Origin of the sequence: Paenibacillus ilasis (genome assembly GCF_043195395.1) — a bacterium.
GTDB classification, from domain to species: domain Bacteria; phylum Bacillota; class Bacilli; order Paenibacillales; family Paenibacillaceae; genus Paenibacillus_AQ; species Paenibacillus_AQ lautus.
Genome location: NZ_JBHDJG010000001.1, coordinates 338,845 through 362,441, shown reverse-complemented (window position 1 = coordinate 362,441; position 23,597 = coordinate 338,845). Strand labels below are relative to the sequence as shown.

25 protein-coding genes are annotated in these 23,597 nt (G+C 49.5%); 8 read left to right on the top strand and 17 right to left on the bottom strand.

What is annotated here, in order from left to right; genetic code table 11:
* Nucleotides 1-274 precede the first annotated feature (274 nt).
* The 3 genes from ACETK5_RS01925 to leuB all read right to left on the bottom strand — a co-directional run bounded on the left by ACETK5_RS01925 (nucleotide 275) and on the right by leuB (nucleotide 2,757).
* Nucleotides 275-682: a hypothetical protein gene (locus ACETK5_RS01925; RefSeq protein WP_015737147.1), complete on the bottom strand. Its 408-nt coding sequence runs from the start codon at nucleotides 680-682 to the stop codon at nucleotides 275-277.
* A 284-nt stretch (nucleotides 683-966) separates the two neighbouring features.
* Nucleotides 967-1,506 carry a peroxiredoxin gene (locus ACETK5_RS01920; RefSeq protein ID WP_009593058.1) on the bottom strand — a complete coding sequence of 180 codons (540 nt, stop codon included), beginning with the start codon at nucleotides 1,504-1,506 and terminating at the stop codon, nucleotides 967-969.
* Nucleotides 1,507-1,680: 174 nt separating this feature from the next.
* Nucleotides 1,681-2,757: a 3-isopropylmalate dehydrogenase gene (gene leuB, locus ACETK5_RS01915; protein WP_076324535.1), complete on the bottom strand. Its 1,077-nt coding sequence runs from the start codon at nucleotides 2,755-2,757 to the stop codon at nucleotides 1,681-1,683.
* A gap of 171 nt (nucleotides 2,758-2,928) precedes the next feature.
* Here leuB and ACETK5_RS01910 point away from each other — a divergent pair, with 171 nt between their 5' ends.
* Nucleotides 2,929-3,174, top strand: a complete 246-nt coding sequence (locus tag ACETK5_RS01910) for a hypothetical protein (RefSeq protein WP_394054205.1) — start codon at nucleotides 2,929-2,931, stop codon at nucleotides 3,172-3,174.
* Nucleotides 3,175-3,755: 581 nt separating this feature from the next.
* Nucleotides 3,756-4,736 carry an aldo/keto reductase gene (locus ACETK5_RS01905; RefSeq protein WP_394054204.1) on the top strand — a complete coding sequence of 327 codons (981 nt, stop codon included), beginning with the start codon at nucleotides 3,756-3,758 and terminating at the stop codon, nucleotides 4,734-4,736.
* A gap of 254 nt (nucleotides 4,737-4,990) precedes the next feature.
* Here ACETK5_RS01905 and ACETK5_RS01900 read toward each other — a convergent pair whose 3' ends face one another.
* The 4 genes from ACETK5_RS01900 to ilvB form a co-directional block, all read right to left on the bottom strand.
* Entirely contained in the window at nucleotides 4,991-6,529 is a 1,539-nt protein-coding gene (locus ACETK5_RS01900; RefSeq protein WP_100538973.1) for a 2-isopropylmalate synthase, read from the bottom strand.
* A 168-nt stretch (nucleotides 6,530-6,697) separates the two neighbouring features.
* On the bottom strand, nucleotides 6,698-7,690 hold the full coding sequence (gene ilvC, locus ACETK5_RS01895) for a ketol-acid reductoisomerase (protein ID WP_036639716.1): 993 nt from the start codon (nucleotides 7,688-7,690) through the stop codon (nucleotides 6,698-6,700).
* A gap of 167 nt (nucleotides 7,691-7,857) precedes the next feature.
* On the bottom strand, nucleotides 7,858-8,343 hold the full coding sequence (gene ilvN / locus ACETK5_RS01890) for an acetolactate synthase small subunit (protein WP_071222673.1): 486 nt from the start codon (nucleotides 8,341-8,343) through the stop codon (nucleotides 7,858-7,860).
* A 1-nt stretch (nucleotide 8,344) separates the two neighbouring features.
* Nucleotides 8,345-10,087, bottom strand: a complete 1,743-nt coding sequence (ilvB, locus tag ACETK5_RS01885; protein WP_100538974.1) for a biosynthetic-type acetolactate synthase large subunit — start codon at nucleotides 10,085-10,087, stop codon at nucleotides 8,345-8,347.
* A 598-nt stretch (nucleotides 10,088-10,685) separates the two neighbouring features.
* On the opposite strand from ilvB, the gene ACETK5_RS01880 reads away from it, so the two are divergent.
* Nucleotides 10,686-11,135, top strand: coding sequence for a GNAT family N-acetyltransferase (locus ACETK5_RS01880; RefSeq protein ID WP_100538975.1), 450 nt, complete (start codon nucleotides 10,686-10,688; stop codon nucleotides 11,133-11,135).
* Here ACETK5_RS01880 and ACETK5_RS01875 read toward each other — a convergent pair whose 3' ends face one another.
* From ACETK5_RS01875 to ACETK5_RS01850, 6 genes are all read right to left on the bottom strand, one after another.
* Complete coding sequence (locus tag ACETK5_RS01875) at nucleotides 11,136-11,477, bottom strand: hypothetical protein (protein ID WP_100538976.1); 342 nt, start codon at nucleotides 11,475-11,477, stop codon at nucleotides 11,136-11,138.
* 204 nt (nucleotides 11,478-11,681) lie between these two features.
* The gene (gene rplT, locus ACETK5_RS01870; RefSeq protein WP_071222669.1) at nucleotides 11,682-12,041 is read right to left on the bottom strand and encodes a 50S ribosomal protein L20; all 360 of its coding nucleotides are present in this window, start codon (nucleotides 12,039-12,041) and stop codon (nucleotides 11,682-11,684) included.
* A 30-nt stretch (nucleotides 12,042-12,071) separates the two neighbouring features.
* Nucleotides 12,072-12,272 carry a 50S ribosomal protein L35 gene (gene rpmI / locus ACETK5_RS01865; protein ID WP_007127239.1) on the bottom strand — a complete coding sequence of 67 codons (201 nt, stop codon included), beginning with the start codon at nucleotides 12,270-12,272 and terminating at the stop codon, nucleotides 12,072-12,074.
* Between the two features lie 26 nt (nucleotides 12,273-12,298).
* Nucleotides 12,299-12,793 (bottom strand): translation initiation factor IF-3, encoded by a 495-nt coding sequence (gene infC / locus ACETK5_RS01860; protein ID WP_071222668.1) that lies wholly within the window; start codon nucleotides 12,791-12,793, stop codon nucleotides 12,299-12,301.
* A gap of 280 nt (nucleotides 12,794-13,073) precedes the next feature.
* The gene (locus ACETK5_RS01855; RefSeq protein WP_009589322.1) at nucleotides 13,074-14,312 is read right to left on the bottom strand and encodes a glycosyltransferase family 2 protein; all 1,239 of its coding nucleotides are present in this window, start codon (nucleotides 14,310-14,312) and stop codon (nucleotides 13,074-13,076) included.
* A 305-nt stretch (nucleotides 14,313-14,617) separates the two neighbouring features.
* Nucleotides 14,618-14,749: a hypothetical protein gene (locus ACETK5_RS01850; protein WP_272868169.1), complete on the bottom strand. Its 132-nt coding sequence runs from the start codon at nucleotides 14,747-14,749 to the stop codon at nucleotides 14,618-14,620.
* 230 nt (nucleotides 14,750-14,979) lie between these two features.
* On the opposite strand from ACETK5_RS01850, the gene ACETK5_RS01845 reads away from it, so the two are divergent.
* Complete coding sequence (locus tag ACETK5_RS01845) at nucleotides 14,980-16,107, top strand: MGDG synthase family glycosyltransferase (protein WP_100538977.1); 1,128 nt, start codon at nucleotides 14,980-14,982, stop codon at nucleotides 16,105-16,107.
* 117 nt (nucleotides 16,108-16,224) lie between these two features.
* On the opposite strand, the gene trmB is transcribed toward ACETK5_RS01845, so the two are convergent.
* Together trmB and ACETK5_RS01835 are read right to left on the bottom strand one after the other, a co-directional pair.
* Nucleotides 16,225-16,938 carry a tRNA (guanosine(46)-N7)-methyltransferase TrmB gene (gene trmB, locus ACETK5_RS01840; RefSeq protein WP_100538978.1) on the bottom strand — a complete coding sequence of 238 codons (714 nt, stop codon included), beginning with the start codon at nucleotides 16,936-16,938 and terminating at the stop codon, nucleotides 16,225-16,227.
* Nucleotides 16,939-17,129: 191 nt separating this feature from the next.
* Nucleotides 17,130-17,312 carry a hypothetical protein gene (locus ACETK5_RS01835; protein ID WP_100538979.1) on the bottom strand — a complete coding sequence of 61 codons (183 nt, stop codon included), beginning with the start codon at nucleotides 17,310-17,312 and terminating at the stop codon, nucleotides 17,130-17,132.
* A 311-nt stretch (nucleotides 17,313-17,623) separates the two neighbouring features.
* Here ACETK5_RS01835 and mnmL point away from each other — a divergent pair, with 311 nt between their 5' ends.
* From mnmL to ACETK5_RS01815, 4 genes are all read left to right on the top strand, one after another.
* The gene (mnmL, locus tag ACETK5_RS01830; RefSeq protein WP_100538980.1) at nucleotides 17,624-18,577 is read left to right on the top strand and encodes a tRNA modification radical SAM protein MnmL/YtqA; all 954 of its coding nucleotides are present in this window, start codon (nucleotides 17,624-17,626) and stop codon (nucleotides 18,575-18,577) included.
* Entirely contained in the window at nucleotides 18,577-19,167 is a 591-nt protein-coding gene (gene mnmM / locus ACETK5_RS01825; protein WP_127594512.1) for a tRNA 5-(aminomethyl)-2-thiouridylate-methyltransferase MnmM, read from the top strand. The genes mnmL and mnmM overlap by 1 nt, the downstream gene beginning before the upstream one ends.
* A gap of 77 nt (nucleotides 19,168-19,244) precedes the next feature.
* Complete coding sequence (locus ACETK5_RS01820) at nucleotides 19,245-20,213, top strand: type I phosphomannose isomerase catalytic subunit (protein WP_394054203.1); 969 nt, start codon at nucleotides 19,245-19,247, stop codon at nucleotides 20,211-20,213.
* A gap of 56 nt (nucleotides 20,214-20,269) precedes the next feature.
* Nucleotides 20,270-21,247, top strand: coding sequence for an alpha/beta hydrolase (locus ACETK5_RS01815; protein WP_394054202.1), 978 nt, complete (start codon nucleotides 20,270-20,272; stop codon nucleotides 21,245-21,247).
* Between the two features lie 145 nt (nucleotides 21,248-21,392).
* Here the strand turns inward: ACETK5_RS01815 and ACETK5_RS01810 are convergent, their stop codons facing one another.
* The gene (locus tag ACETK5_RS01810) at nucleotides 21,393-21,569 is read right to left on the bottom strand and encodes a hypothetical protein (protein ID WP_326114343.1); all 177 of its coding nucleotides are present in this window, start codon (nucleotides 21,567-21,569) and stop codon (nucleotides 21,393-21,395) included.
* Nucleotides 21,570-21,794: 225 nt separating this feature from the next.
* Nucleotides 21,795-23,567 (bottom strand): B12-binding domain-containing radical SAM protein, encoded by a 1,773-nt coding sequence (locus ACETK5_RS01805; protein ID WP_326114342.1) that lies wholly within the window; start codon nucleotides 23,565-23,567, stop codon nucleotides 21,795-21,797.
* Nucleotides 23,568-23,597: the final 30 nt, after the last annotated feature.

Here is a 23,597-nt window from a genome sequence, read left to right as displayed (position 1 = left end):
CTTGCAAAACTCAGCTTGTCCGCCTTTGAATCAGAAGCAGCCCGAATCTGCTTCCTTCCATGATAGTCATCGAGACAAAGAAACGTCAATCAGAAATCCTGTCGAAAAATGGAAAATTGCATAAAAATACCATTCTCCACTCTTATGTATTTTCGTTTATGTATTGTATATAACACCAATTTTCAAACAACTAATATAAACAATTACCCCCTTTTGTTTGATTTGAAACATTAAAAAAGCCCCGGGCATTCACGAGGCTTTATTAATTCCTGCATTAAGGTTGCTTCTGGAGCCGGAGCCTGCGCTGACTCATCACGGCAAGCCGTCTTTTCAGTTCGCCCTGCCACTTCTCATCCTCCATCCATTTGGCAACCACCAGGAGATCTAACGACATATCAATCTGACTCTGCACCACCGTTAGCGGATCCTCCGACTCCCGGTTGACAACATTCTCAAAAATCGCATCCTCATCTTCCATCACATAATCCTGAAAATCCACCTGGGATGCTCCGTCACCATGGGCATATTCAGCTAATATTTCATACTCATTCTCTACCCGATGATGTACCTCGACGCGATGGCAGACCGGACAAGACAGCAGGGGAACATTATGTACTTGAGTGCGATAATGCTTCAGTGTACCCTTTGTACCCATCATACTAGCCCCACAGCAAAAACTCATATCGTTCACCCTCCTTTTGTGGATTCTCTACCGTTTCAAAATATTGTATTCGCTTTCAGTCCCGCTAATTCCTTCATGAAAAAAACCTCGATTAAAATTTTAGGCGCGATTCCCTAAACATAAGTCTGTAAGCCTATATATTTAATTATATATCAACGCAGAATGCGGTTCTCTAAACAAGAGTCTTCCCCTATTTCATCCAATAAAATCAGAGGTGAAAAAACCCCCATTACCTGCACATAATGTCAGATAATGAGGGTTGCCTTCACTGTAACGAAATGGAATTACAGGTTGCTGTCGCCTGGTTTCCAGTTCATAGCGCACAATCCGCCGGATTGAAGTGCTTGAAGAACGCGAAGCGTTTCTTCTACACTGCGGCCTACGTCGTTATGGTTAACCACTTGATATTTCAATTCGCCTTCTGGATCGATGATGTACAAGCCGCGCAGAGCAACGCCTTCTTCTTCGATCAGAACACCGTAGTCTCTTGCTACATTTTTGGTGATGTCGGAAGCCAGCGGGAAGTTCAATGCTCCCAGACCATTCGCTTCTTTAGCTGTGTTGATCCAAGCTTTGTGGCTGTGGATAGAGTCAACACTTACACCCAGAATTTCAGTATCCAATGCTTTGAATTGATCGTAAGCATCGCTGAGAGCCGTGATTTCAGTTGGACATACAAATGTGAAATCAAGCGGATAGAAGAAGAATACGAGCCATTTGCCGCGGTAGTCGGACAGGCTTACTTTACCAAAATCTTTACCGTCTCCTGATACAGTTTCCATTGTGAAATCAGGAGCCGCTTTACCAACCAAACGTTCTGCCATGATTGAATTCCTCCTTAACATATGTAAGAAAATACGTGTATTTTCTACATGCTATGTTCCTATGAACATTTAATAGAAATGTTATCATTGAGGCTAATCAAAGTCAAGATTGTAGACGTTACTTTATTATAATTATTATAAATAAGGAATTTCTTTGAACGAACGCTTCCTTTATTAACGGATAGCCGCGGCGATCAAATCGCCCATTTCCGTCGTGCTGAGCGCTTTGCTCTTATCCACGGCAATGTCTGCTGTCCGGTGTCCGGCATCAAGCACCTCGGCAACTGCGCGTTCAATTGCGTCTGCCGCATCCTCGTAGCCAAACGTGAGGCGGTACATCAGCGCTACGGAAAGAATCGTTGCGATTGGATTCGCCAAGCCTTGGCCGGCAATGTCCGGTGCCGAACCGTGTACCGGCTCGTACAGACCGAAAGCCCCTTCGCCCATGGATGCGGATGCCAGCATCCCGATGGAACCTGTCAGCATGGCTGCTTCATCGCTTAGAATGTCGCCGAACATGTTCTCGGTTACGATCACGTCAAAGCTGGACGGACGGCGCAGAAGCTGCATCGCGCAATTGTCTACCAGCACATGCTCCAGTTCCACGTCCGGATATTCAGGAGCGATGCGGTTTACCGTTTCGCGCCACAAGCGGGACGTTTCCAGCACGTTCGCTTTATCGACGGAAGCCAGCTTCTTCCGACGCTTCTGTGCAATCTCGAAGGCTTGATGGACGATGCGCTCTACCTCCGCCGTGTTGTATACGCAGGTATCTACCGCTTCTTCTCCACCAGCGCCTTCACGTCTGAACTTCTCACCGAAGTATATGCCTCCTGTCAGCTCACGAACGACCATCAGGTCGGTGCCTTCCAGAACTTCAGGCTTCAATGTGGACGCATCCTTCAAGCAATCGAAAATGACAGCCGGACGCAGGTTGGAGAACAGGCCAAGCTCTTTACGGATGCCAAGCAATCCCGTTTCCGGGCGAAGCTCCTTAGAATTGTTGTCCCATTTCGGTCCGCCCACCGCACCAAGCAATACGGCATCGGCACTTTTACATACATTCAACGTTTCTTCTGGCAGCGGCGTCCCTTTCTCGTCAATGGCAATGCCGCCAAACAGGGCATGTTCCGTCGTAAATGAATATCCGAACACCTCTTCGGTACGTTTTATGATCTTCTCCGCTTCCGCCACTACTTCAGGACCGATACCGTCTCCGGCAATTACCGCGATTTTTTTCGTTTCTGCCATTCTTCGTCACTCCTTATTTATATATACACTGGTCGTATTTAATCATCTAGTTACTGTTGTAACATACTTCCCCCTCGATTGACCAAGATATAGAAACTATGAACTTAATTCGTTTTGCCTATAAGTAGGGAGAATGTGATCAGGGAGATGACAGCGTGAAGAGTTGTGCAGATGCTCGAAGAGTTAATATCGCGAGAGCGACTTAATATCGAGAGCGGCTTTAATGAGAGCAGCTTTATGCAAGAGCTTCGAAGAGTTAATGTGGGTGGCTCCGATTACGTATCGTTCCTCCAATCGCTGTTGTCGCCGAATTTCAGGGTTTTATTGTTAAGGGTTGAAATTCGGCTCCAAAGGCGACCGCTTCGCTTTTCCGGAATCGATTCGTCCTCTCCGCTGCTTCGAAGCCGATCGGATTAGCAGGCTCAACGGAGAAGAGCGAATCTCCCCGACCACAAGGGTGGTGGGAGTTTGAAGAGCCGCCCTATGCATAAGCATGGGGCGGCTCTTCAAGGTAACATCTTGGTGGGAGCTCGGTTACTCCTAGACTTTCTTTTTTCTGGTTGTTTCTTGCTTCTTACTTCTTACCTCTTACTTCTTACTTCTTACTTCTTGAGCTTTGATGCTTGCTCCTGCTACTTTTGATCATCCATCCATCTCCCGCTTCTGCCTTTAACTGGCCAACCAGAAAAGAGACAATGTATATTACAGGTCTGCTTGTTGGAACAACTCGTTACGATCAGGTACCTGAATGGGATGCTTCTTCTGGAAATCGTTGAACAGTCTTTCCCGGAGCGTAATAACTGTCCATGCCCTTCATGCTTTCGTCCGACAAGATGCTCTGGAAGAATTTGCTGTTGTAGAGCGAGGTTTCATAGCCCTGATAAACCTCATCACTGCTCCAGAACTCTTCACGCCGTTAGTTACATTTTTCTGCCAATACGCTACAATAGGGGTGAATTTGTCTTATACCCTAAACGACCAAGGAGTGATCATCGATTATGAAGTACACTGCTCTAGGTAAATCCGGTATGAAAGTAAGTCGTCTGTGTCTGGGGACAATGAATTTCGGTCCTGCTACGGATGAAAAGGAAGCCTTCCGCATCATGGATGCAGCGCTTGACGCTGGCGTCAATTTCTTCGATACGGCGAACATCTACGGCTGGGGCGAGAACTCCGGCCTGACCGAAACCATCATCGGACGCTGGTTTAACCAAGGCGGGGGCCGCCGCGAGAAAGTCGTTTTGGCTACCAAATTCTACGGCTCCATGAGTGATCCTCTGGATGGCCCCAACAATGAAGCCGGACTGTCAAGCTATAAACTTCGTCGTCATCTCGAAGCATCGCTCAAGCGTCTGCAAACGGATCATATCGAGCTGTACCAAATGCATCACGTCGATCCTTCCGTTTCATGGGACGAGCTGTGGGGCGCTTTTGAGGTTGCGGTTCATCAAGGAAAAATCGGATATGTCGGATCCAGCAACTTCGCGGGCTGGCAGATTGCGGTTGCGCAAGCCGCGGCCCAAAGCCGTCACTTCCTGGGCCTCGTTTCCGAGCAGCATAAATACAGCCTGACCTGCCGATTGCCGGAACTCGAAGTGCTTCCCGCTTCGCAGCAGCTCGGACTCGGCGTTATTCCATGGAGCCCGCTGGACGGGGGACTGCTGGGACGCAATGCGCTTAAAAAAATCGAGGGCTCGCGCAGCGGAGGAAACGCGGAGCGCGTGGAGAAGCACCGCTCGCAGTTGGAACAGTTCGCCTCACTCTGCCAAGAGCTCGGCGAACCGCAGGACAACGTCGCCCTTGCTTGGGTGCTTAAGAACCCGGCGGTTACGGGACCGATTATCGGGCCACGCACGCTGGAGCAATTCGAAAGCTCCCTGCGCTCGCTTGAGATCGAACTCGATGAATCCGTAATGAAGCGTCTGGATGAAATTTTCCCGGGTCCGGGCGGCGCCGCTCCGCAGGCCTATGCCTGGTAAAAATAAGGATACCGCTTCAACGACCGAATGAAACGCTGTCTTATCTCGTTGATCAGCTGCATCAAACAGGTATCGGCACACTGCTATGAGAGCTAAAGGCTCGGTGCTAGTATCTGATACAAGCATTCACGGCTGGCCAACAGCATCATAAAATAAATAAAAGAGGAGCCGCTTCAACAGTGGCCCCTCTTTTTCATGGTATGCTCCTTCAGCGCTCACGCTGCAAGCAGAGCTTCCATCACACCAAGTATGGATTACAGTGTAGCGCGCTCGCGCCGGCTAAACGTTTTGCGTTTCTCGATCAGCACATTAACCGCATCCACGTAAGCTCTTGCGCTCGCTTCCAGGATGTCGGTGCTCAAGCCGCGGCCTTGCGCCGCCACGTCGTTCTGCGACAGCACCACATGCACTTCGCCTTGAGCATCCTTGCCGTGCGTAACCGATTTGATCGAATAATCCGCAAGCGTAACTTCTTCGCCGGTCACCTTGTCGATCGCGTTATAGATCGCGTCCACGGAACCGTTGCCCTCAGCCTCTTCCTCAATCGTCTGATCCACGGTCGCAATGCGAACCCGCGCCGTCGGCGTTGATTCATTGCCGTAAGCAACAAAGATCGTTTCCAGCTTGAACACTTCCGGCGTATCGATCAGTTTCTCTTCCAACAAAGCCAGCAGATCCTCATCGGATACTTCCTTCTTCTTGTCAGCCAGCACCTTGAATTTGGCGAATGCATCATTCACCTGTTCTTCGCTCAGCTCGTAACCCAGATCCAGCAGCTTCTCACGGAAAGCATGACGGCCGGAGTGCTTGCCTAACACCAGCTTGCTTTCTTTGAGCCCAATGGACTCCGGCGTCATAATTTCGTAGGTCGTCTTCTCTTTCAGCATGCCGTCCTGATGAATGCCGGATTCATGAGCGAATGCGTTCGCGCCGACAATCGCTTTGTTGCCAGGCACAACCATACCGGTCAGCTTGCTCACAAGGCGGCTCGTGCGGGCGATTTCGGTCAAGACCAGCCCCGTCTTCGCTCCGAAGAATTCGGAGCGCGTCTCGAGCGCCATTGCAATTTCCTCGATGGCGGTATTGCCTGCACGTTCACCGATTCCGTTGATCGTGCCTTCGATCTGATCGGCCCCGTTCAGAATGGCAGCAAGGGTATTCGCCGTCGCCATGCCCAGATCGTTATGGCAGTGCGCACTCAGCTGCACCTTCTCGATATCCGGAACATTTTCCTTCAAGTATTTGAAGATGGCCCCGTATTCCGAAGGGTTCAAGTAACCCACGGTATCCGGAATGTTCACGACATTGGCGCCTTCGCGCACAGCCATGCCGACGACCTCGGCCATGAAGTCAAGCTCTGTCCGGCCGGCATCCTCCAAGGAAAACTCCACTTTGGAAAAGTATTTCTTTGCATAACGGATCGAGGCCTGCGCCGTTTCCAGCACCTGCTCCTTCTCCATCCGCAGCTTGAACTTGCGGTGAATCGGGGAAGTCGCCAGGAACACGTGTATGCATGGATCCTGTGCTCCCTGAAGCGCTTCGCGAACCGCATCAATGTCACTCTCTCTGGAACGAGACAATCCAATGACCGTGACGTCTTTAACCGCTCGTGCCACTGCGTTCACAGCAGCAAGGTCACCGGGTGACGCCGCTGGAAACCCTGCTTCCATGCGGTCGATTTTCAACTTTTCGAGTTGAAGGGCGATCTCCACCTTTTCCCGAGTGTTCAAATTCACGCCAGGAGACTGCTCTCCATCTCTCAGCGTTGTATCAAAGACATAAATCTTTCGCATGTCGGCACCTCCTTGAAGTTTATCGCTTGACGTAAACATCCGGCGGCAGGTTGATTTCATCCCCTGCCGCCGGCTGCTTAATCTAACGGGTCCCATGCAGCAGCACCATCTTATCTCATGCTTGACTGCTCTATACCCGGAAGAATTCCTTATGAATTCTATATATTCTTATTTCTTGATCCAATGCATCATTTCGCGAAGCTCCGCACCAACCACTTCAATCGGATGCTCGGACTCGTTACGGCGGGTAGCTGTCAGGAAAGCACGTCCCGATTGATTCTCAAGGATAAAGTCGCGAGCGAATTTACCTTGTTGAATATCGGAGAGGACTTCTTTCATTGCCTTCTTCGTATCTTCGGTTACCACGCGCGGGCCTGTTACATAGTCGCCGTACTCCGCCGTGTTGCTGATGGAGTCGCGCATGCTTGCAAGACCACCTTCATAGATCATGTCCACGATCAATTTCAGCTCATGCAGGCACTCGAAGTATGCCATTTCCGGCGCGTATCCAGCTTCAGTCAATGTTTCAAAACCGGCTTTGACCAATGCGGATACACCGCCGCACAATACCGCTTGCTCACCGAACAAGTCGGTTTCGGTTTCTTCGCGGAAGGAAGTTTCGATAACGCCTGCACGAGTACAACCGATACCTTTAGCATAAGCAAGACCGATCGCCTTAGCTTGTCCAGTTGCATCTTTCTCGATTGCAATCAATCCAGGTACGCCAAAGCCTTCAACATACGTACGGCGAACCATGTGACCTGGGGATTTAGGCGCAACCAGAAGGACGTCGTTGTCTTTAGGAGCTACGATTTGACCAAAATGAACGTTGAAACCGTGGGAGAACATCAGTGCCGCGCCTTTTTTCAGGTTTGGCTCGATATCGTTCTTGTACACCGATGCTTGTGTTTCGTCCGGCATCAGGATTTGTACCACATCTGCACGGCTAACGGCTTCAGCTACAGGAAGCACTTCGAAACCATCATTTTTCGCTTTGTCGAACGACTTGCCTTCACGAAGGCCAATGACAACCTGAAGTCCGCTGTCACGCAGGTTTTGCGCTTGAGCATGACCTTGGCTTCCATAACCGATAACCGCGATTGTTTTGTCTTTCAACACGCTGAGTTCTGCATCTTGTTCATAATAAGTAGTAATTGCCATTTGTATAAGTCCTCCTTTGATTTTAAAGACCCTTCATGATGAGCGGGTATCTCAATAGACCGAATCCATTCTCGATCTGCTGAGACACCCGCTCATGACATGCAGGTGTCTAACGCTGATATTAGCTATAATTTGTGATCCCGGTTCAAGACAATCGTATAAAATAATTACGCATTACCGCGAATCATCGCGGTAACCCCGGTACGGGAAAGCTCCTGGATGCCATACGGCTTAAGCAGCTCGATCATGGCATCGATTTTGACGGTATCGCCAACAACCTGAACCATCAGGTTGGCTGTGCCGATATCCACGACGGATGCACGGAAAGTCTCGACAACGCCCATAATTTCCGGTCTGGCCGAAGGCTCGGCTTTTACTTTGATCAGGGCGAGCTCTCTGGCTACCATCGGTTTCGAGCTCAGGTTGATGACTTTAATGACATCGATCAGCTTGTAAAGCTGCTTCTCCACCTGTTCCAGCGTCGTTTCATCACCCGTGGTTACGATAACCATCCGGGACAGGCCGGATTCCTCCGACTGCCCCACGGTAATGCTCTCGATGTTAAAGCCCCTGCGTCCGAATAACCCGGATACGCGCTGCAGGACACCCGGCTGGTCGTTCACTAGTACGGCAATGGTATGTTTTGTACTCATCTTACGCATCCCCCATCAGCATTTGATCGATTGTCGACCCTTGCGTCACCATCGGATACACGTTCTCGCCTTTCTCTACAACGAATTCAACGAGGACGGGTCCCGGTGTTTCCATCGCTTCGGCCCAAGCACGCTGTGCTTCTTCTTTCGTGGTGGCACGAAGTCCTTTGACACCGTAGGCTTCAGCCAGCTTGACGAAATCAGGGCTGCCTGCCAGATCGATGTGGCTGTAACGGTTATCGTAAATCAGCTCCTGCCATTGACGAACCATGCCAAGCACCTGGTTGTTGATGACAACGATTTTTACCGGAATGTTGTTGATGGCACAGATGGCAAGTTCTTGCGAACACATCTGCATGCCGCCGTCCCCGTTGATCGAAATGACCAGGCGATCCGGATGGGCCATCTGGGCACCAATCGCGGACGGGAATCCGAAGCCCATCGTTCCAAGACCGCCGGAGGTGATCCAGGAACGCGGCTGGTTGAACTTGTAATACTGAGCGGACCACATTTGGTGCTGGCCAACGTCAGTCGTTACAATCGCTTCACCCTTCGTGGTGTCGTTCAGCATTTCGATAACCCATTGCGGCTTCAGCACCGTATCCGAATCAACGTAACGGAATGGGTATTCGGCTTTCCATTTTCTGATCTGGTCTCTCCAGGCATCTGCTTTCGCAGCGTATGGAACGAGCGGATTCAGCATCTCAAGCACGGTCTTCACATCGCCGACAATCGGGATATCGGTTGGCACGTTCTTGCCGATCTCTGCCGGGTCGATGTCGATATGAACGATCTTCGCATGTGGCGCGAATCCGTCCAGCTTGCCTGTAACCCTGTCATCGAATCTCGCCCCGATGTTGATCAGCAGGTCCGACTGCTGAATACCATGGTTCGAGGTGTAGGTTCCGTGCATGCCCGGCATTCCTGTCCACAAGTCATGACCGCTCGGGAAGGCACCCAGACCCAGAAGCGTTGTCGTGATCGGAATCCCGGATTTATTCACGAATTCGTACAGACCTTCATGAGCTCCGGAGTAAATCACGCCGCCGCCGGCAAGAATCATAGGACGCTCGGCTTCCTCAATCGCACGGGCCAATTTATCCAACTGAAGTTTGTTTGGTACCGTCCGAGGATTATATCCTCTCAGTTGAATTCGTTCTTCCGGCTGGAACAGCGTGGTTGCCGCGGATACATCCTTCGGAATATCGATCAGTACCGGACCTTTGCGGCCGGTAGAAGCAATATGGAAGGCTTCGTGAATCACCCTTGGCAGATCCTTTACATCTCTTACCAGATAACTGTGTTTCGTAATCGGCATCGTGATGCCCGTAATGTCCGCTTCCTGGAAAGCGTCCGTACCGATCAGGGTTGTTGCAACGTTACCGGTTATCACAACGAGCGGAACGGAATCCATATAAGCTGTTGCGATACCGGTCACAAGGTTTGTTGCCCCCGGTCCTGAAGTCGCTATGCACACACCGACTTTGCCGCTTGCGCGAGCGTAACCGTCAGCTGCATGAATGGCACCTTGTTCGTGACGGGTCAAGACGTGATTGAAATCCTCAAAGCCATACATGGCATCGTAGATGTACAGGACCGCTCCGCCCGGATACCCAAAGACGCATTCGACACCTTCGAGCAGAAGACTCCGAAGCAAGATTTCCGATCCGGTAATCACTTCAGGCTTCAACCATTTCTCTCGTAATTGTTCTGTAGACCGCACTTCTGGAGTTTGCGCGCTCATCAGTCATCCTCCTCTCAAATATTGGCACTCTTCCTTCAAGCAACAAAAAAACCTTCCGTCGCCACACCCGGAGTATCTCCGTGTGAGGGACGAAAGGTTTAGCTTCCGTGGTACCACCCATGTTTGCCCTACACTTCGCAGTGTAAAGCCTCAGCAGGTATGAAGAACACAATGAACACAGCTCTTCAATATCTGCAGTCCGTAACGTGGACTAAGACGATTCCCCCTAATAAACGCTGTTACGACTTAATGCGATAAAGTCATAGCGTAGCATCTTTCAGGGAAACAGCTCCGAGGTGAGCTCGTATAAAAGGGGTTTTGGTGGTGGTTTCAGCTGATCCATCCACTCTCTGAGCAAAAGAGCCCTTTAAACTTCGTCCTCATCATTGCCGATTGGATATATTCGTTAAAATGTTTAGAAACATTATATGATTCATTCATTCCAGAAGTCAACACATTTATTTTACTTCCGATGAAAGGTTTTCATTCACAATTGGAGCAATCCCTTCTCCTCCTTGATGCAAAACACGCTCTTAAACCCTGCTACATATGATAAATGGAGCTATCCTTAATAGCGGTGAAGGGAGGAAACAACACGATGATCCGCTATCGAACACCGGAGCTGGATGATCCGATGATTCTACAACTCATTGAGTCCCAACTCGTCCCGCTTTCCCATATGACCAAAAAAGAGCTGGACATCATCCGCAAGGATATTCCCTCTCGATTACGACGCGGCGTGACCCTTGTTGCTTCGCCTCAGGATAACGATAAAATCATTGCCTTTATCCATTTTATGATGCACGGCGAACTGCTGTATATCGATATGCTGGCCGTCGCATCCACCGCACAGCGAAGACGGTGGGGTGTCCGATTGATGGAACATGCCGAACGTTTCGCTGTATCCCGCGGATGCAAACGCGCCAAGGTTATGGTGGATATTGGCAACCATACCGGACTTAACTTTTACCGAAAGCTTGGCTATACGGTGACAAGAATGATCGAACCCAGCCGATGTTATGAGTTGGAGAAGATCTGGTTCCTCTAATTACCAGAAGAAGCCTGGTCCGAAACCAGGTCCAAAGCCCGGCCCGAAGCCGCCATACCCCGGTCCGAAGCCGCCGTATCCTCCCGGATACCCACCGAATCCGCCACCATAGCCTCCACCGAACGCATAAGGTGCCGTCCCAATGGCAAGAAGGTCAAACAATGCGAGCGGAATAATCGCCTTGGTCTTCACCTTTTTCCCCTTGGTTGCCGGTTCTACAAAAAGGCGGTTGCCGGAAACGCGTACCAGCTTGCCTGCCACCATGGTCCCGTCCTTCTTATACGCTACGATCTGTTTGCCCACATATGATTTCACTTTTGCCCTGCTGACAGGCTTGTGCATAAGATCCCTCCTCAGGTAATATACATTTCAATCTATTCCGGAAGGAGTTCACTTGCTTGTTTCATGGCCCTTACGATGGCTAAAGATAGGTAAAAAACTCCTCATGCCCATCATTCAGCGCTTACGATGCCAATGTATGACGGACAGGAGCGCAAAATAAAAAAACCGCCGTAATATTACGGCGGTTTCTTCATACACGTATAATTAAGCGTTCACTTTTTCTTTAGCTACAGTAGCCAAAGAATTAAACGCGTTCAGATCATTCACAGCCAGATCAGCCAGCATTTTACGGTTAATGTCCACGCCAGCAAGCTTCAGACCATGCATCAATTTGCTGTAAGACAGACCGTTTTGACGAGCAGCCGCGTTGATACGAACGATCCACAATTTACGGAAATTACGTTTCGTAGTACGACGATCCCGGTATGCATAAACGAGGGATTTCATGACCTGCTCGTTCGCTGTTTTAAAAATGCGGTGTTTGGAACCGAAATAACCTTTCGCAAGCTTCAATACTTTTTTATGTCGACGACGAACGACAAATCCGCCTTTAACTCGTGCCATATCAAAAGACCTCCCAATAATTGTTGTTTACTATTTCAAGTTAGCCAGACCTTGCTTCAAACGTTTAACATCTCCAGGCGCCATAACTGGGCTATTGGACAATACGCGCTTCGCACGCTTGGATTTGTGGGAAAGCAAGTGGTTTTTGTAAGCTTTATAACGTTTAACTTTACCAGTACCAGTAATCTTGAAGCGGCCTTTCAGGCTGCTATGTGTTTTCATTTTAGGCATTGTAGTACTTCCTCCTCTAATTTCTCTTAGGCTTTTGGAGCCAAAATCATAATCATGCTTCGGCCTTCCAATTTCGGTTGACGTTCAATGACGCAGAGATCCGCCACTTCCACCTTCACGCGCTCCAAAATCTTTTGACCAATGTTAGCATGGGTGATTTCACGACCACGGAAACGCACAGAGCATTTCACTTTGTCGCCGTCTTTCAAAAACTTAACGACATTGCGAAGCTTGGTTTGATAATCATGCTCCTCAATGTTGGCTCGGAACCATACTTCTTTGATATCCACAATTTTCTGGTTCTTACGTGCTTCCTTCTCTTTCTTCTGCTGCTCATAGCGGAATTTACCGTAGTCCATGATGCGGCATACCGGCGGTTTCGCCTGAGGGGCCACGTTCACCAGATCCAGATTGAGATCAATTGCCATTTGCAGTGCTTCACGAATCGGCTTGATCCCGATTTGCTCACCTTCGGCACCAACCAAACGTACTTCCTTGGCCCGAATCTCGTCATTGATCATATGTTCCTTACTGATAGTCCTCCACCTCCAAATTACTTGTTGTTCCTGTTTGCAAAAAAAATAAAGGGATGACGGGTTAATCACCGACATCCCTATTTGATACTCATCTCACAAATGAAGTTAAATCCATTCATTGATTTCGTGATCAAACCAGCCAACACATGTCGGTCAGGTGAGAAGCGGCGCTTCTGCTTGCAATCAGATATTCTGTTTAACAGACTAGGATAGTATAACAGGTCATCCTATCTTCTGTCAACACAGATGGAATAAAAAAATTGGATCAGCCTTGTTTGCTTTGAACTTCTTCAAGACGCACAACCCGGGTATGCTCCGTATGGCTCCACTGCTTGTTGTTCTGCGTGAAGAACGCATACACCGTGATGGGATACCACGACAGCAGGTAAATCGGGAACAGCACCAGATACATGTACACCTTCTTGTACTTCACCTTCTCCAGAATCATCGCGATCATGAACGTGAACACATTCGCCGCGATCGCTGTAAAGCTCAGCCATAACGGTAAATAACCGTACAGGTTCGCGATATTCGGACCATTGAAGAATGAGCTGTCCACCCAGATGATGGCCGTCAACAAGAAAGTCAGCAGCACGATGTAAACGTTGACTCCGTACAAGGCCAAATCCAGCTTCACAAGGCTGCGTTCTTTAATGGCACGCCACAGCAGCGGGAAGAAATAACGGCGGGCAACCGTAAAGTGACCCTGCATCCAGCGCAGGCGTTGTCTGGCCGAAGCCTTAAACGTAAGCGGCTTTTCGTCAAATACCTTCGCGTCATAATTGAACTTCGGATACACCCCGCGCATAACGCTGCGCATCGTGAACTCCAAGTCCTCAACCAGACTGGTAGCGCCCCAGCCGATCTCCTTCAAGAGATTGGTCTCAAAGCACATTCCCGTACCGCCAAGGAAGTTCGCCATGTTCAGATTGCTGCGGGAAAGCTGCCACAAGCGGTTGATATACCAGTAAGACACCCCATAAGAAGCAGTGATCCAGGAATCCTCAGGGTTCTTGGTATCGATATATCCCTGGATAACTCTCGCTCCAGAGCAAAGATCATTGTTCATTTCGTTCAAGAAATTCGGATCCGCCAGATTATCGGCGTCAAACATGACGACCGCGTCGTACTGCCGCGGCATCGCCCAGAGCTCTTTCAGCATCCATTCGATGGCATAACCTTTGCCTCGGAGATTCTGATTCGTACGCACGCATGCGTTCATCCCGTGGGCACGGACGATCTCTGCTGTACGGTCTGTACAGTTGTCACAGATGACAAATACGTCGTACAGATGTTTTGGATAATTAAGCTGTTTCAGGTTCTCCATTAATGCCCCGACAACCTGTTCTTCGTTATGCGCAGCAACTAACACTGCAAATGATTTATTGGGTTCGAACTGTTGTTTCTTTTTTCTTTTGACCAGACCAAACAAAGAGAATACGAACTGGTACACACCCACCGCGGCCAAGAATAGTTGGAGCGCGATAAAGATGGCGTCTGTCATGATTCTCCGTTACCCCCTTTTTATAACCCGAGAATGTTTGTTATTTTTTTCTCTCTAAGTTTTTCGCTTTTTTTTGTTGTTGCTATGACCCTGTGACTTGTGTCTGTCCTTCTAGTAGCCTCGGTGCCGCGGGGCAACTTTGCACGTCATACACGATTTTCCACACTTTTGAATCTTTTGTCAAAACCGTGGAATGCTCTAATTTACGGAAAAACTTCGTAAAAGAGCTCAGCTTGCAATCCCGTTTGCCAGCAAGCTTCGTTTCAAACGGCTTTAGTTCTTATTTTCATCCGTTTTCTTGCTTTTTATTTCTCTTGGCTGCCCATTTTTTCTTTTTCGACTTGTCCGTCAATAAATAAACGCAACAGACACCCAAAAAGTTTTCGTTTTTTCAATGCTCTTTCTCTAATAAACTTTTTGATGTCCGTTTGAATCATTGTAGCGGCATCTCATACTCAAGTCAAAAGACCACGGACCCTGATTTTCTACAAAATGCGCGCCGCTGACTAACTCCTTAAGTAGCAAGGTGCCAGCGAGCATCTTGCCGAATAAAGTTTCCGCTTCCGGGACCAAAGTCCCTGAAACACAAGCGGAGAATGGTTGATTTCTTTTCCCAAAGTCGATATGTTAAAGTTAAAGAATAACGCTGCAGAACGGGTGAAAAGTAGTGGCTAAAAAAAGAGTCTTGCTGTTATCTGAAGGGTTCGGTGCAGGCCATACACAGGCCGCTCATGCACTCTCCAGCAGCCTGCGCCAGTTATCGCCTAGCGTACAGACCAAAGTTCTCGAGCTCGGGAGCTTCTTGAACCCTAAAATCGCTCCACTGATCATTTCGGCCTACAGAAAGACGATTACAACTCGCCCAAGATTGGTCGGGTACATGTATCGCCATCAAAAGTCCTTTAACCGCTTTACGGCTTTAGCTCTTCACCGAATGTTCTACACAAGCACCAAAAACGTGGTTAGACAGCTCAAACCCGACATCATTGTGTGTACCCACTTTATACCAAGCGCGGTCATCTCGCGTTTGAAACGGCTGGGCATTGATGTGCCTCTGTGTACCGTTATAACCGATTATGATGCTCACGATACATGGATTAGTCCTGAGGTCGACCGATATTTCGTGTCCACGCCGGAAGTGAAGCGAAAGCTGCTCAATCGCGGGGTGTCGCAAGCCAAAATTCAGGTCACCGGCATTCCGATCCATCCCGACTTCTGGACGCATCCGAGCAAGAAGGAAATCAGGGAACGATTTCATCTGTCCGATATGCCTACCGTGCTTGTGATGGGCGGAGGCTGGGGCATCATGAATGACGAAGTTGTGCATGAATTTTTGACCCGATGGCGGGAAGAAGTACAGATTATATTTTGCCTCGGCAATAACGACAAGGGACGCGAGGAGATGGAGAACAATCCTCGGTTCCAGCATCCGAACATCCGGATTTTGGGTTTTACGCGCGAGATCGACAAGCTGATGGAGGTGTCGGATCTGCTCGTTACGAAGCCTGGCGGCATGACATGCACCGAAGGCCTTGCCAAAGGAATCCCGATGCTGTTCCATCAACCTCTTCCGGGGCAGGAAGAAGAGAATTGCCAATACTTTACGGCGCAGGGATTGGGTGAGCCTATCCACTCGCTGGAGGTTATTGGCAGCTGGATGAACAAACTGCTTCATCAATACGACGTAATCCAACAGCAACGGGCGCAAAATTTGCGAGACATCGAACGATTCCATCCGATGCAAAGCGCACGCAGCATCATCGATATGCTGGAAAACGAAAAGGTGTACTCCTGAAGAGGAGCACACCTTTTTTTACGTCGTTTTCCGCGAACATGTCATCGCAGTTGATAGATTTCCTACTATTATAATAGATGCAAACGCTATCATTGGGAAAACGCTAGTGTACGGACGTTATTTTCCGTATTTTTCAAGGCGGTTCTTATGGTAGGAAGCAAGTGCTTCCTTGCCGACAATAGCCTCGCAGCGATGAATCTGCATACCTTGACCGACGAATTTGGTCTCGTATTCTGTCATTACGTGTTCTTCGTTCAATCCGTCACGATGCAGATCCAGCGAAATGTTCGTCATTTGCAAGCCATAATCGGCAAATGCATTCAGGGAGAACTCAAAGAGCGTAACCGAATCGGTCTTGAAATGAATTTCCCCGCGCTCGTTCAGGATCTGGGAATACTTGTCCAAAAAACGCGGATGCGTCAAACGACGGCGGGCATGCTTCGATTTTGGCCATGGATCACTGAAGTTTAAATATAAACGTTCGATCTCGCCGGGTTCAAAAACCTGCTCGACGTTCTCGATATTAAACAGCGCCAGCTTCAAATTCGGCGGGGTATCGATACCGTCCTGAGCCCAGACATTGCGTCCTTTTTCGCTTGCACGGCGAATCAGCTCGTCGTACATATCCACCCCGATAAAATTCACTTGCTGATGCTTGTAACTCATCTGGCTGATAAATTGGCCCTTGCCCATGCCGAATTCGACATGAATCGGAAGGTCATTGCCAAATAATGAAGCCCATTTTCCTCTATATTGACCGGGGTCCAAAACGACCAGGTCTTCCTGCTGCTCCAGATTTTCCCGTATACCTTTTCTTCCGCGTAAACGCATGTCATACCTCCGAAACTTTCCAAGTAAATTTAGAATGATATCCCGATACTGCATTTATTGTGACGAAGTTAATCCCAAAAGTAAAGAGCCCCATAGAAAAAGGAACCTATGCTCTGCTTAACGCAAAGAATTTAGGTTCCTCTTTCTTATATTTGGAATTGGGGTTCCGCGATGGTTAAACTGTGAATAATCTACCTTTCTTCCGACGCAAAATCAAACGTCTTCTCAAAGGCGGCCCGAATCTTGCGACGTGCCGAAGCCTTCACATCCTGGTTGGAGTTAAACTCCACGCCGGTAAGGGCTAAAGCTTCGTTCGGGGTAAGCTCCACAGCGATTTTGTCTCTACTCTCATTCTTTACTGTCGATGAATTCATTCGTAATCACCTCACGGTATTATTGTATCCATGACGTCACACAAATATGAATCCTATCCGATATATACCCATGCCAAAATTGCTTGAATCATATTTTTATTTTTCTATTTTAAATATACCAATTATATGCAATTCATTCAAGTAACAACATTTTAATTAGGCTTGAAGACCTGTATATAACGCAAAGTTTTATTTTTTGTTACAATGGACATATCTGCTTAAGTAAAGGTTAAGTCAAACATGTATACTTGGAGGCACGGCTATAGGCTGTCTGTCTCTATTCATCTTATGCGGCTATAAAAGGAGCACACATGAGTACACCACTTAAACCCGCCCCAACGTTATGGGGCGACAAACGATTTCATACATGGAATTACGAGATGCGCAGCCAATTCGAGGAAAAAGTATTCAAGGTTATGCTGGATGCGGGCTTTACGTGCCCGAACCGCGACGGCACGATTGCCAAGGGCGGGTGCACCTTCTGCAGCGCCCGCGGCTCCGGTGATTTTGCCGGACGGCGTCGGGATGATCTTGTTACCCAGTTCAACACCATCCGTGACCGACAGCACCAGAAGTGGCCGAGCGCCAAGTACATCGGTTATTTCCAAGCCTATACCAATACCTATGCTCCGGTCGAAGAGCTTCGGGAATACTATGAAGTCATTTTGCAGCAGCCGGGTGTTGTCGGCTTGTCGATCGCGACACGCCCCGATTGCCTGCCTGACGACGTCGTGGAATACTTGGCGGAGCTGAATGAGCGAACCTATCTCTGGGTGGAAATGGGCCTGCAAACGATCCATGATTCCACCTCCGAGCTGATCAACCGTGCCCATGATACCGAATGTTATCTGGAAGCGGTCGAAAAGCTGCGCAAGCATAACATCCGTGTCTGCACACACATCATTTATGGCCTTCCGCAAGAGGACCATGACATGATGCTCGCCACCGGCCGAGCGGTCTCCAAGATGGATGTGCAGGGAATCAAGATCCACCTGCTGCACCTCATGCGCAAGACGCCGATGGTGAAACAATATGAGGCCGGGCTGCTGCGGTTCCTGGAGCAGGACGAATACATCAGCCTTATCGCAGACAGCCTGGAGCTCTTGCCCCCGGATATGATTGTTCATCGTCTGACCGGAGACGCTCCACGGGATCTCTTGATCGGCCCGACGTGGAGTCTCAAGAAATGGGAAGTGCTTAACGGCATTGACGCCGAGCTTAAACGCCGGGATACATGGCAGGGTAAATTGTGGGGGGGATCCTGATGGGCTTCCTCTCGGTTTTGAGTTTTGCCCACAAACTCGTGTCCGAAAGGCTGCGGCCTGGAGACATTGCGCTGGATGCGACGGCCGGAACCGGGGCCGATACGCTGTATCTAGCCAAATGCACAGGCTCAAAGGGCAAAGTGTACGCTTTTGATATTCAGGAACAGGCGCTGCAGCTGACTCGTGATAGGCTGGACAAGGAACCCCCAGACACCCTTGCAGAGGTTACTCTTCACCATCAGAGCCATGCGCTTATGGGAGAATGCGTACCTGAGCGCGAGCATGGCCGCATGGGTGCGATCATGTTCAATCTCGGTTACCTTCCGTCAGATTCATCGGATAAACGGATCATGACGGAAACCGCCAGCACACTGACGGCTCTGGAGGCTGCCATCGAGCTGCTCCGCCCCGGCGGCATTATCACCATCGTGCTGTATCCAGGCCACAAGGGTGGCGATGCCGAAGCGGACGCCGTGTTGGCCTGGGCGGCGGAATTACCCCAGCACAAAGTGCAAACGATATTATATCGTGGTCTTCAGCGTTCCGAAGCGCCATATCTCATTGCACTGGAACGGAAGAAGCCGATATGATATAAGTTCTAGGAGAGGTGCCGCACTTTACAACATCCATAGCATATTCCAAACATGATGAAAGGTAGATGATTACCATGACAAAACCATATCCATTGTTGTTCCAACCCGAATTTAAAGAACGTGTGTGGGGTGGCCGTGCCCTGGAGCAATTCGGCTTGGATATTCCTGAAGGACATATCGGAGAAGGCTGGATGATCGCCGACCATCCGAACGGTACAACCAGCATTGTGAACGGTGAACTTGCCGGCCGCGGTCTTGATCAGGTGCGGGAGCAATTCGGACGGGAGTGGTTTGGCAGCAAAGGATTCTCCGAGGTTAACGGACGTTTTCCGCTGCTGATCAAGCTGCTTGACTGCAATGACAACCTCTCCGTTCAGGTCCATCCGACCGATGACTATGAGGGGCTTCCGAAAGGCGAGCTGGGCAAGACTGAAATGTGGTATGTACTGGATGCGAAGCCGGACGCCAAAATCATATACGGTCTGAAAGAAGGCGTCAGCCGCGAGACTTTGAAAGAGGCCATGGAAAACGGCACGGTTATGGACCAGCTGCAAGAAGTGTCCGTAAAAGCCGGAGATACATTCTACATACCTGCCGGTACGGTACATGCGCTGTGTGCGGGCGTTGTCGTGGCGGAAATTCAGCAAAATTCGGATACCACCTACCGGATTTTTGATTATAATCGACCAGGGCTGGACGGTAAGCCGCGCGAGCTTCATATTGAGGACTCCTTAAACGTGACGACCTATGAAGGATCGGGCGCAACTACCATGAGCACGGAGGGAACCGCTCCTGGAGAATGGCTTGAGCTTGCCAAATCTCCTTATTTTGTAGTCGAAAAAGGCGTTGTTAACGGTGCCTGGTCCTTGTCCACTTCAGTTGAAAGCTTCACGATCGTGGTGGTATGCGATGGTCAAGGAACCCTCAGCTGGGATAACGGCTCCATCGATTATACCTCCGGACAATGCTTCCTGCTGCCAGCTAACCTGGGTGCATATACATTGGATGGGCAATCTACGGTTCTTCGTTCCTATCTTCCTTAAACAGGGTATAAATAATTGAAATAACCATTCGTTTTTGTGGAGGTGTTAGGCCTGTAATGCAAACCGACACGTTTACGATGCTGAATACGCAGGGCATGCATGTTTTTGTATATCAATGGCTGCCCGAGCCGGACCATCCTATTCGTGCCATCGTGCAAATTGCGCATGGCATGTGCGAAACCGGCATACGATACGAGGAGCTTGCCGAGTTGCTTACAGCACACGGCTACGCCGTGTACTGCAACGACCATCGGGGTCATGGACAAACGTCCGGCCTTACGCTTCTCGGCGATGCCGGGGAGAATGGATTCGAAGGGATGATTGAAGACCTGCTGCTTCTTGCTTCCGAGCTTAAAAAGCGCCATGGGGATGTTCCACATTACTTGATGGGTCACAGCATGGGATCTTTTTTGACCCAAAAGATCATGTGTTCGAACGGCCGATTATTCGACGGATTCATGCTGTCCGGGACCAACGGTCCCCAGAGACTGCTAGCGTTCGGTTTGAATCTGGCAGCGGCCCAAATGCGCCTCCAAGGAAACACGCACCGGAGTCTGATGCTGAACGCCATCGTGTTCGGCCCTTACAACAAAGGTTTCGGTCCTATTCGCACTCCATTTGATTGGTTATCCCGGGATGAAGCGGAAGTGGATAAGTATATCAACGACCCCTACTGCGGTCAGGTATGCAGCGCTCGTTTCTTCCATGATTTCTTCAAGCTGCTGTCCCAGATTCATAAACCTCAACTGATGGAATGCCTTCTAAAGGATAAGCCGGTCTATATTTTCTCGGGCGAGGATGATCCGGTCGGACACCGCGGTAAAGGCGTACGGCGGTTGATCGAATTGTACCGGAAACATGGCATTCAGGATCTTGAATACCGTTTGTATCCCGGCGGCCGCCACGAAATGCTGCATGAAATCAACCGGGATGAAGTAGCGGCACATGTTCTCGACTGGCTCGAACGGCACACAGCGGGATTGCATGAGACAGCAGACACCGCAAGAATCGAAACGGATGATGTAAAAGAATGATGCAGGACGAATTAAAAAGGGGGTGTCCCAAAAGGTCAATTGACCTTTTTGGGACACCCCCTCTGTCTGTTGTATGACGCTTTTTTTTAATCTGACAAGCTATCCGTCAAGTAAGTAAACCTACTTAACGGGACAACCCAGCTTCTTACTCTTCTTCGTTCGGCGTGCGGTCAATGATCAGCTGCGTGACCTCGGTGTACTCGCCATGCGCTACTTCATCCTCCGTAGCCTCTTCGCGCAGATCGTCATTGGTTTCCATGCCCGGCGCAATGGTGGGCTCGTCCTGCGGATGCTGTTCCCGCCCCTTCTGTTTCCCGTTCATAAACATCCCCTCCTCATCGGTTGATGCGATTAGAATACCGATCCCAAGGGTGTTTTATTCCGGGACGCCCAGGATACCGTCCGTTACGATAACGAGGGGGCATGATCACAGTTTCAATCCTATCAGTCCTTACCTATCCCTAATCCTTGAAGAAAGATATTTTGCCAAAACGGACAAGCCGCTCGTTTCAAGTTCTGATAAAAGGGTTGTCCTTCGCTTCCTCTACTATGCCTGCTTCGCTAACTCCACAGGCATGGTGTAGTACTGCGGCTGCCCTGTTTCGTTCTGCTGGTACAATACCAGCAGCATCGTTGCATGGTCGGCGCTGTCCGGGAATCCGGTGCCGCCCTGGATGGCATCGCTGAGGTTAAATGGCAGCACCTCGATCATCGCATGTTTCTGCAGATCGCGCTCCGTAATCCCCAGATCGGCAAAACCGGCGGATAGGGCCGCAGGTTCCTCAACGATTTTGCGAACATTGGCGTTCCACTGCGCTTTGTCCTGGGTATGATCCCACCATATTTTCCGCGGTTTATACTTATGGCCCAGGAAATAATCAAACTTCATCAGACCGGAGACAACGTCCATATGCGGGGTCTTCCGATCTTCAAGGAAAGCTGTTAAACGGGTGAACAGGTCCTCGAGCTGATGGCCGATTTTCTGCCAGCCCTGTCCTTCCCAGTAGTCGCCAAACTCTTGGAAGAAATCAAACGGCGACGTAAATTCATGCTTCATCAAATAATTCAGGGTATGGTCCATCCGGTGCGCATTCCAATACTTCTCCAGCACATCCTCCAGTCTCTTTAATCGGACGATATCCGAGAACGGAAGCACGTCGCTGCCCAGAATCTCATACGGAGCATGATCCATATAAGTGTAGTTATACTTGTCCGCATCGATCCGCAGCCCGGTTCCCCGCAGCATCTTCAAGAAGCCTAGCTGCAGTTCCTCCGGCCCAAGCGCAAATACGTCGTTAAACGTTTTGCGGAACGTATCGTAATCCTCTTCCGGAAGACCTGCGATCAAATCCAAATGCTGGTCGATTTTGCGGCTGTCCTTGATCATGGTCACCGTGCGCGACAGCTTGGTGAAATTCTGGCGACGCTTCACCAGCTCGTTTGTCGGATCGTTGGTTGACTGCACCCCGATTTCAAACCGGAAAATGCCGGGAGGCGCATTTTTCGCCAAATAATCGAGCACCTCGGGACGCATGATATCCGCCGTGATCTCAAACTGGAACACGCAGCCGCCATGGTTTTCAATCAAAAACTCGAACATTTCAAGCGCGTAATCCCGCTTAATGTTAAAGGTGCGGTCTACGAACTTGATCAATTTCGCTCCGTTCTCGATCAGGTAGAGAATATCCGCCTTGGTCCGTTCAATATCGTAATAGCGAACCCCCACCTCAATGCTCGACAGGCAGAACTGGCAGCTGAAGGGACAGCCCCGGCTGGTCTCGAAATAGACCACCCGCTTCCCGAGATGCGGGATATCCTCCGGAAAACGATGCGGGGAAGGCAGCTCCGCCAGAATGCTCTTCGGTCTCCCGGGATTCACAATGACTTCGTCCTGCTTGCGGTAAGCTACGCCATAGACGAAATGATACTTCCGGTCACCTTCTATCGTTTGCAGCAAATGGTGGAAGGTCTCCTCGCCTTCACCCATGACGATAAAGTCGACATTGTGGAGCCGTTTCATCCAATACTCCGTATCGTAGGATACTTCAGGTCCGCCCAGTATGATCGTGACCTCCGGCATAATCTTTTTCACGATGTCGATCACTTTAATCGTTTCTTCGATATTCCATATATAACAGGAGAATCCGATCACATCCGGCTTGCGCTGGAACAGGTCGGAGACGATATTCATCACGGGGTCCTTAATCGTGTACTCCGTCAGTTCGATATCGAAATCCTTCTCGCTGTATGCTTTCAGGCAGCGAATGGCCAAGGAGGTATGAATGTACTTGGCATTCAAGGTTGATAGTATGACTTTCATGGTAGGGTCCACTTTCCTTCTAAATTAGTT